Genomic DNA, 8679 nt, shown 5'->3' on the forward strand with positions numbered 1-8679 from the left:
TCCTCAAACGCAACGGCCTCGTCCTCAAACGCCGGACGGGCTGAAAACGTCGCCGGGGCGGGCTGGAAGGTGCCGGGGTGTGCCGACTACGTCCCGGCAGGGGAACCAGGGGCGGGCGGGCGGGAGAAGGGGGTCTGGGGGCGGAGCCCCCAGGGACCTCAGCCGAGAACTTCGGGCGCCCGCACCACCTCCCGAATGCCCCGCGCAGCGAGGTGAGCAGCATCATCCGCCCGCTCCGCGAGGAGAAGGGCGGGCCGCACCCCATCGCCGACGAGCCGCGCGAACGCCTCGAACACCGCCCCACCGGGCGCGCACACGGACCTGGCCCCGAAGTCGGGGCCGACGTCGACGACGAGCGCCGTCGTCCGGGGCGCGGGCGCGTACACCGCACCCCGCGCCTCCTTGGCGAGACGAGCCAACGTCTCCCCCGCGGGCTTCACCCGCCCCTCATTGGTCAACAGCCCCAGGCTGTACTCGAGTTCGGGAAAGTCGGCCAGGGAGCGGGACACGTCGTGGGAGCACCACCACGTGATCCCCCACACGTCCGCACAGTCGAGCGCGGCGGACACCGTGGCCTCGGTGAAGGCGGCGGCGTCGGCGGCCGGGATGAGCGGGGCGGGCGCGCCGACCTCCTGGAGCCACACGGGCCGACGCGGCTCGAGGGCCCATGCCTTGGACAGCTCGATCATGTACGCGGCGTGCTGCCCGGTGGCGACCCCGTCCCGCCCGTGCCGCTGCGCGGTGCCGTTGAACACCCAGGAGTGCACGGCCGTGACGGCCCCGAGCCGCGCGGCCTGCGCGGGCGTGAACGGCTGGTCGTCCTGGTACCAGGCGGCGTCGTACTCGGCGTGCAGATGCAGCCGCCCGGGGGCGCCCTCCTCGCAGGCGGCGAGCACGGCGCGCAGCCAGGCGTCCGCCTGGTCCCGCGTGATGCGGTCGGGGTCGGGGTGCGGCCCGGCCGCGAACTGGTTGATCTCGTTGCCGATGGTCATGCCGATGAAGTTGGGCCGGTCGGCGAGCGCCGCGGCGAGGGTGCGCAGATACTCCCGCTGGCCGGACACCACCTCCGGGTCGGTGAAGAGGTTGCGCCGGTGCCAGGTCTGCGTCCACGCGGGCAGGAAGTCGAAGCTCGACAGATGGCCCTGGAGGCCGTCGACGTTCACGTCGAGCCCGCGCTCGGCGGCGGCGTCGGCGAGCGCGACGAGCTGCTCGACGGCGCGCGGCCGGATGAGGGTGCGGTTGGGCTGGAAGTACGGCCAGATGGGGAAGACCCGGACGTGGTCGAGGCCGAGCGCGGCGACGGCGTCGAGGTCACGACGTACGGCGTCGAGGTCGAAGTCGAGCCAGTGGTGGAACCACCCTTGGCTGGGCGTGTAGTTGGCGCCGAAGCGGGGCGCGGCGGCGGGTGCCGCGCCGGGCAGGTCGTCAGAGGTCAATGCGGATCCTGGTTCTGGGAGCGGGGCCCGTGGGGCTCCGGGAAGCCGGGGAGTCAGCCCTTGACCGCGCCCTCGCCGACGCCGCGGAAGAAGTACCGCTGGAGACAGGCGAAGAGCACGATGAGCGGCAGCACGGCGATCACGGTGCCCGCGGCGACGAGGCGTTCGTCGTTGGCGAAGGTGCCGTGCAGGTAGTTGAGGCCGATGGTGAGGGTGAACTTGTCGGGGTCGCTGAGCACGATGAGCGGCCACAGGAAATCGTCCCAGGCGCCCATGAAGGCGAAGATCGCCACGACGGCGAGGGTTCCCTTCACGGCGGGCAGGGCGATGCGGAAGAACCGCTGCCAGACGTTCGCCCCGTCGACGAACGCGGCCTCCTCCACCTCGTACGGCAGATTGAGGAAGGCGTTGCGCATCAGGAGGACGTTGAGTGCGGAGACGCAGCCGGGCAGCAGGACGCCCATGAGGGTGTTGTTCAGGCCGAGGTCCCGCATCGTCGTGAACTGGGCGATGATGATGCCCTCCACGGGCACCAGCATGGCGAGGATGAACACGAGCGTGGCGGCCTTGCGGCCGCGGTAGCGCAGCCGGGCGAGGGCGTAGCCGGCGAGCGCGGCGCCCACGCAGTTCGTGAAGACGTTGGCCGCGGCGACCTTCAGGGAGTTCAGCGCGTAGTCCCAGACGGGGATGGTGTCGGCGACGCGCTCGTAGTTGTGCAGGGTCGGGTCGGAGGGCAGGAAGCTCGGCGGGGAGCTGAAGATGTTCTCGTGCGGGCCCTTCAGCGAGGTCGAGAGCTGCCACAGGAAAGGGCCGATCATCAGGGCGAGCACGACGAGCAGCAGGGCGTACCGCAGCAGCAGTTCCCACACGGGCATGCGCCGCCCGTTCTCGTCGGTGACCCGGCGACGTCGGGTACGCGTGCGTGGCGCGGACTCGGCCGGATCCGTCCGGGACACGGACGGATCCTTGGCGGTCGTCGGCATCACTTGTCCTCCTTCCGGTCCGCGCGCAGCACGAGCAGCATCAGCGCGACGGTGACGACGAAGATGACCACGGAGATCGCGGAGGCGTAGCCGACGCGGCCGGTCAGGCCGGTGCCGGTGCGCTGCACGAGCATCACGAGGGTGGTGTCCTCGCCCGCGGGCCCGCCGGTCGGGCCCGCCATCAGATACACCTCGGAGAAGACCTTGAACGCGGCCACCGAGGACAGCGCGGCGACGAGCACCATGGTCGAGCGCACGGCCGGGACGGTGACGGAGACGAACCGCCGGATCGGCCCGGCGCCGTCCACCGCGGCGGCCTCGTGCAGTTCGCGGGGCACGTTCGCGAGCGCCGCGAGGTAAATGATCATGTAGTAGCCGAGGCCCTTCCAGACCGTGACGGCCATGGCGGAGAACAGCAGCAGCCACTGGTCGCTGAGGAAGCCGACCTTGCCCGCGCCCACCGCCTCCAGGACGGCGTTCACGAGGCCGCGTTCGTCGAGCATCCACACCCAGATCAGGCCGACCACGACGATGGAGGCGACCACCGGCGTGTAGAAGGCCGACCGGAAGAACGTGATGCCGGGGATCTGCTTCTGCACGAGCAGCGCGAGAAGCAGCGGCAGCACGACGAGCGCGGGCACCACCACGAGGACGTACAGCGTGCTGTTGCGCAGGCCGATCCAGAACATGTCGTCGTGCAGCAGCTCACGGAAGTTGGCGAGCCCGACGTACTTGCCCTCGATCAACTGCCGTTTGTCCGTGAAGGAGTTGATGACCGTGCTGACGAACGGATAGAGGATGAAGACACCGACGATCGCGAGCCCGGGGGCGGCGAACAGCCAGGGGCTGGTGACCAGTTGACGGCGGATGCGGCGCGGCGGCGGGGCGGCGGTGTCGGCCGGCCCCGAGGGGCGCCCGGGGCCCGATGGCCCCGGGGCGCCCGCGGTGGCCGGTGCGGAGGCGGCTGCTGTGCTTTTCATGGGATCGGTGCTCAGCTCTGCTTCAGCAGCCGGTCGCACGCCTTGACAGCGTTGTCAAGCGCTTCCTCGGGGCTCTGCTTCCCTTGCAGGGCGCGGGCGACGGCGTTGCGCAGCTCCACCTTCATCTGCTCGCTGAACAGCACGGGCGTGTAGTTCACCGCGGTCTTCAGGGACTTGGCGGCCGCGATCCGCACCCGGGTCTCGTCCGTGCCGTCCGCCTTGGTGAAGTACGGGTCGTCCAGGGAGCCCTTGGTACTCGGGAAGATGGCGACCTTCTTGGCGAAGGACATCTGGCGCTGCGCGTCGGTGACGTAGTGCGCGAAGGCGACGGCGGCGGGCGTGCGCTTGGTGCGGGTGTTCACCATGACGCCCATCACGTACATGTTGTCCTTGCCGGTGTTGCTGATCTGCGGCGTGATGCCGATGTTCTCGTACAGCCGGGGCGCGTCCTTCTTGAACTTCTCCAGGTCGAGCGCGCTGCCCGGGTTCATGGCGACGGCCTCGGTGAGGAACTTCTTGCCGGTGGACTCGGGGGTCGCGGTGAGCGCCTGGCCGTCCAGCGCCTTGGCGTCGTACAACTCCTTGTACTTGGTGAGGAGTTCGACGCCCTTGGCGTCGTTGAAGGTGAAGCCGGTGCCTTCCTTGTTCATCAGCGGCACGCCGTAGCGGCCGAAGTCCTCGATGGTGGGGACGTTGGCGAGGGTGGCGACCTTGCCCTTGCTCTTCTTCGCCAGCTCCTCGGCGTCGGTGAACAGCTCGTCGAAGGTCTTCGGCGGCTTGTCCGCGTCCAGGCCCGCGTCCTCGAACAGGCGCTTGTTGTAGAACAGCGGCCCGGTGTTCAGGTACCAGGGGAAGGCGTACGTCCCCTCCAGGCCCGGCACCTGGTGGCTCTTCCAGGCGCCCGGCAGGTACTCCTTCTCGTACTTCCCGGCCGACTTGTCCAGGTCGAGCGCGAGGCCCGCCTTCGCGAGCGGGGCCACCAGGTCGGGCGAGACGTTCACGACGTCGGGCAGCGTGCCGGCGGCGGCGTCGGCGCTGATCTTGTCGGCGTAGCCCTCGCCGGGCTGGTCGACCCACTTCACCTTCGCGTCGGGGTACTTCTTCTCGAAGTCGTCGATCAGACCCTCGAAGTACGACTTGAAGTTGGCCTTCAGGTTCCAGGTCTGGAAGGTGATCTCGCCCTCGACCTTGCCGGAGGCGTCGGCCGAGCCGCCGTCGTCGCCACCGCCGCAGGCGCTCAGGCCAAGCAGGGCGGCGGCGAGGGCGGCGGCGGTGACCGCTCTGCGAGGACTGCGGGATATCCGGGGACTCCGGGAACTCCGGGAATTACGCACGGTGAACGGCTCCTTTGCTCGGCCCGGCGTGGGCGGCCGCGACGGACGGCGGCGTCGTCGGCCGCGTCGAATCGCACCGAGGCAGACCCTGCACGGAGCCGAAGTGAAAAGTCAATGGATTGGTGGCAATTTGCTCGGAGCGCGACCGTTCGCGGGCATGAACTCGCAGGTCAGCAAGGTTCGTTGAATGCCTTGCCACAGATGACTAATGCGCTTTAGCCTGACCCAGCTCAAGCGCATTAGTACGAGCGTCCGCGCGGGTGGAAAGGGGCAACGGGTGCAAGGCAAGCGGTCACCGGCACGCCGGCCGACCATGAAGGACATCGCGCGGCGCGCCGGGGTCTCCGAGAGCGCCGTCTCCTTCGCGCTCAACGACCGTCCCGGGGTCTCCGACATCACCCGTGACCGGGTGCGCCGGGTCGCCGAGCAGTTGGGCTGGCGGCCCAGCACGGCGGCGCGCGCCCTGTCGGGCGAGGGCGCGGCGACGGTCGGCCTGGTGGTGGCCCGGCCCGCGGCCACGCTCGGTGTCGACTCGTTCTTCCTGCAGCTCATCTCGGGCATCCAGGAGGTCCTGGCCGAGCGCCAACTGGGGTTGTTGTTCCAGGTGGTGGAGGACGTCGCCGCGGAGTGCGCGGTGTACCGGCGGTGGTGGGCCGAGCACCGCGTCGACGGCGTCCTCGTGGTGGACCCGCGCACGGACGACCCGCGGCCCGCGCTCCTGGAGGAGCTGGGCCTGCCGGCGGTCGTCACCGGCGGCGTGCCCGATCCCGAACGGCCGTTGCGCCCCGGCCAGTCCACGGTCTGGGCGGACGACGCGGGCGCCATGGAGTCCGTCGTGGGCCACCTGCACGCGCTCGGCCACCGCCGCGTCGTGCACATCGCCGGGCTGCCCGGCCTCGCGCACACCGAGCGCCGCATCCGCACGCTGCGGGCGGAGGCGGAGCGGCGCGGGCTCACCGGGGTGCGGTCGGTGACCACGGACTATTCGGATGCGGAGGGCGCGGCGGTCACGCGCCGCGTGCTGAGTTCCGAGTCACCGCCGACGGCGCTCGTGTACGACAACGACGTGATGGCCGTGGCCGGGGTGGCCGCGGCGGCCTCCCTCGGCTTCGCGGTGCCGGACGAGGTGTCCGTGGTGGCCTGGGAGGACTCCGCGCTGTGCCGGATGGTGCATCCGTGGCTCACCGCGCTCTCCCGCGACACGGTGTCCTTCGGCCGGACGGCGGCGCGTGAGCTGCTCGGGCTGCTTGACGACGGGCCGCCGGGGACGGTGCAGGTGCCGCTGCCGCGGCTCATCGAGCGGGAGAGCACGGGGGCGGTGCGCGCGGCGGGGTGAGGGCGCGGGCCCGAGCGCCCGCGTCCTGTCCTGTCGTGGACACTGGGGCCATGGAGCTGACGGAGACGCGGCGGATTGGCGAGGCGCTGGGCCGCGCGGTGGTGGGGGCACGCCCGCTGGCGGGCGGGTACTCCCACGAGACGTCGCTGCTGAGCGTCGCCGGTGGCGGGCAGGTGGTCGCGCGGCTCGGCGGCGCCGCTCCCGCCGTGGAGGCCGCGGTGATGGCGGCGGGCCGGACCCGTGTGCCCGTGCCCGAGGTGCTGCACGTCCTGCCCGCCGTGGTCGAGCCGTACGAGGCACGCGCGACGATGGTCCTGGAGTACGTGCACGGCACGCCGCTCAGCCGGACGCTCGCCCGCGGCGGCGACCCCGCCGACCTGCGCGCGCTCGGCGCCGAGGTCGGCCGCGTCGTCGCCCGCGTCGGGGCGGTGACGTTCGACCGGCCCGGCTTCTTCACCGACGCCCGCCTCACCGTCGGGCGGGACGAGCGGCCGTGGTCGCGGCAGTTGCCGGAGCTCGCCGAGGCGTGCGTGGCCGCGGCGCCCGCGGAGCGGCTCGACCCGGCGACGCGGCGGGCTCGACCAGGCGACGCGGCGAGCCTGGGTGAAGCTGTGCGAGGCCCACGCGCCCGCCCTGGAACGCGTGGACCACCAGGCGCGCCTGGTGCACGCCGACATCAACCCCAAGAACATCCTGGTGTCCCGCACCGCTTCCGGCTGGCGCGTCGACGCCGTCCTGGACTGGGAGTTCAGCTACTCGGGCTGCCCCTACGGCGACGCGGCGAACATGCTGCGGTTCGGCGACGCGTACCCCGACGGCTTCGTGGACGGCTTCCGCCGGGGATTCCGTGACGGGCGCGCCCTGCCTGACGAGGACTGGGAGTACCTGGGCCGCGTCCTCGACATGTTCGCCCTCAGCGACCTGGTGACACGCCCGCCCGGGCACGAGATCGCGGACGCGGCGGCCGGGATGATCCGACGATGGACGGCCCGCCCGTTCACCTGAGGGCCTGCCTCTGAACTCCCGGCCCGGCCGGTGGTCGGGGGCGTCGCGCACGTCGTCCACCACGCCCCCTGCCCGACCAACCCCTCAGCCCACCGCCGACCGGTACAACCCCACCTCCCCGAACCGCGCCTTCCCCCGTGCCCCGGTGGCCCGCACCCTCCAGTGGCGGGCCCGTACCGGGGTCGCGAGGAGCAGTACGCGGCTCGCGCCCACCGTGCCCGCCGCGGCTGTCTCGGTCCAGGTGCCGTTGTCGGAGCGGGTCTCCACCACGAACGACTCGATCTGCTGCCCGGCCCGGGCCACGTCCTCCGCGAGGCGCACCCGGTCGACCTGGCGTTCACGGCCCAGGTCGACGGTGACGACACCGCCGCGCCGCAGCACGCGCGCGCCCGGGGCGGCGGTGAGGTCGGCGGGCAGTTCCCGGTCGATCCGCTGCCGGAACTCCCGCAGCCGCGCCACGTCGGCGTCGGGCAGCAGGCCCCGCTTGTCGGGCGGGACGTTCAGGAGCAGCACGGCGTTGCGGCCCACGGAGCGGAACCAGATGTCCGTCAACTGCTCGACGGACTTGGGCCGTTCGTCCTCGTGGAAGAACCAGCCCGGCCGGATGGACACATCGCACTCGGCCGGCCACCACTGCACGTACTGGGCCACGGCGCGCGCGTCGGCGAGGGCCTCGCGGCTGCCCTGGTCCGGTGCGTCGAACGGCAGCGCGTAGTCGACGCTGCCGTTGCCGGAGTCCTTGACCGGCACCACGCTCCACTCGTCCTCGCGGGCGAGCCCGCCCTCGTTGCCGACCCACCGCACGTCGGGCCCGCGCACGGCGATCACCGCGTCCGGCGCGAGCGCGCGGATCAGGGCGTACCAGCTGTCCCAGTCGTAGCGTTCGACCTTCTCCGGCGGGATGCGGCCCTGCGCGCCGTCGAACCACACCTCGTCGACGGGCCCGTACTCGGTCAGGACTTCGTACAGCTGGTTGAGCATGAACGCGCCGTAGTCCGTCGCGTGCAGGGTGAAGGTGTCGGCGGCGGGGCGGTCGTCGCCGGGCACCGGTGTCGGGACGGTCCGGGGCGCGCGTGCGCTGCCGTTGGCGTACACGCCGTGCAGGTACTGGTTCTCGTCGGCGGGCGAGACGTACACCCCGACCTTGAGGCCGTGCTTGCGCAGGGAGGTGGTGAAGTCGCGCAGGACGTCGCCCCTGCCGTCGCGCCAACTGCTGCTCGCCACCGTGTGCTTGGTGTAGCGCGAGGGGTAGAGGACGAAGCCGTCGTGGTGCTTGACCGTGAGGATCGCCAGCTCGAAGCCGCCGTCGCGCAGCGCCCGCGCCCACTGGTCGGTGTCGAGGCCGATTGGCTGGAAGACGTCCGGGTCCTCGTCGCCGGTGCCCCACTCCAGGCCGGTGAAGGTGTTCACGCCGAAGTGCAGGAACGCGGTCCGCTCCAGACGCTGCCACGCCACCTGCCGCCGCGTTGGCCGGACCCGGGACGCCTTGGCGACCACCTCCTCGGGGGTGTCGGCCGCGCTGACGGCGATGCGGTACGGGGGCCGGGGCCCGGCGGGCACCGCTCCCCCGGGCGCCGGGGTGCGGGGCGCGGCGGCGGCGAGCGG

6 protein-coding genes and 1 pseudogene are annotated in these 8679 nt (G+C 71.8%); 2 read left to right on the plus strand and 5 right to left on the minus strand.

Annotation, left to right across the window (positions count from 1 at the left end; genetic code table 11):
- Positions 1-158 precede the first annotated feature (158 nt).
- Genes STRAU_RS34145 through STRAU_RS34160 form a run of 4 tightly spaced genes read right to left on the minus strand, consistent with a single transcriptional unit; the run spans position 159 to position 4700 of the window.
- A complete protein-coding gene (locus tag STRAU_RS34145; protein WP_016644985.1) occupies positions 159-1436 on the minus strand; it encodes a glycoside hydrolase 5 family protein in 1278 nt (425 codons plus the stop codon).
- A 53-nt stretch (positions 1437-1489) separates the two neighbouring features.
- Positions 1490-2419, minus strand: a complete 930-nt coding sequence (locus tag STRAU_RS34150; protein ID WP_037663767.1) for a carbohydrate ABC transporter permease — start codon at positions 2417-2419, stop codon at positions 1490-1492.
- On the minus strand, positions 2419-3399 hold the full coding sequence (locus STRAU_RS34155; protein ID WP_016644987.1) for a carbohydrate ABC transporter permease: 981 nt from the start codon (positions 3397-3399) through the stop codon (positions 2419-2421). Before STRAU_RS34155 ends, STRAU_RS34150 begins: the two co-directional genes overlap by 1 nt.
- Positions 3400-3410: 11 nt before the next feature.
- Positions 3411-4700 (minus strand): extracellular solute-binding protein, encoded by a 1290-nt coding sequence (locus tag STRAU_RS34160; RefSeq protein WP_037663780.1) that lies wholly within the window; start codon positions 4698-4700, stop codon positions 3411-3413.
- Between the two features lie 346 nt (positions 4701-5046).
- Here STRAU_RS34160 and STRAU_RS34165 point away from each other — a divergent pair, with 346 nt between their 5' ends.
- Complete coding sequence (locus tag STRAU_RS34165) at positions 5047-6069, plus strand: LacI family DNA-binding transcriptional regulator (RefSeq protein ID WP_016644989.1); 1023 nt, start codon at positions 5047-5049, stop codon at positions 6067-6069.
- Between the two features lie 504 nt (positions 6070-6573).
- Positions 6574-7074 (plus strand): annotated as a pseudogene (locus tag STRAU_RS34170) (phosphotransferase); the annotation flags it as partial.
- An 84-nt stretch (positions 7075-7158) separates the two neighbouring features.
- Here the strand turns inward: STRAU_RS34170 and STRAU_RS34175 are convergent.
- The coding region (locus STRAU_RS34175; RefSeq protein WP_052029401.1) for an alpha-L-fucosidase at positions 7159-8679 on the minus strand (1521 nt) is incomplete at its 5' end.

It is taken from the genome of Streptomyces aurantiacus JA 4570 (assembly GCF_000414115.1).
Classification (GTDB): Bacteria; Actinomycetota; Actinomycetes; order Streptomycetales; family Streptomycetaceae; genus Streptomyces; species Streptomyces aurantiacus_A.

What these genes read in the sequence shown, in the direction of transcription:
- STRAU_RS34155 (WP_016644987.1), bottom strand. Translation starts at nt 3,399, where the DNA reads ATGAAAAGCACAGCAGCCGCCTCCGCACCGGCCACCGCGGGCGCCCCG.
- STRAU_RS34150 (WP_037663767.1), bottom strand. Translation starts at nt 2,419, where the DNA reads ATGCCGACGACCGCCAAGGATCCGTCCGTGTCCCGGACGGATCCGGCC.
- STRAU_RS34165 (WP_016644989.1), top strand. Translation starts at nt 5,047, where the DNA reads ATGAAGGACATCGCGCGGCGCGCCGGGGTCTCCGAGAGCGCCGTCTCC.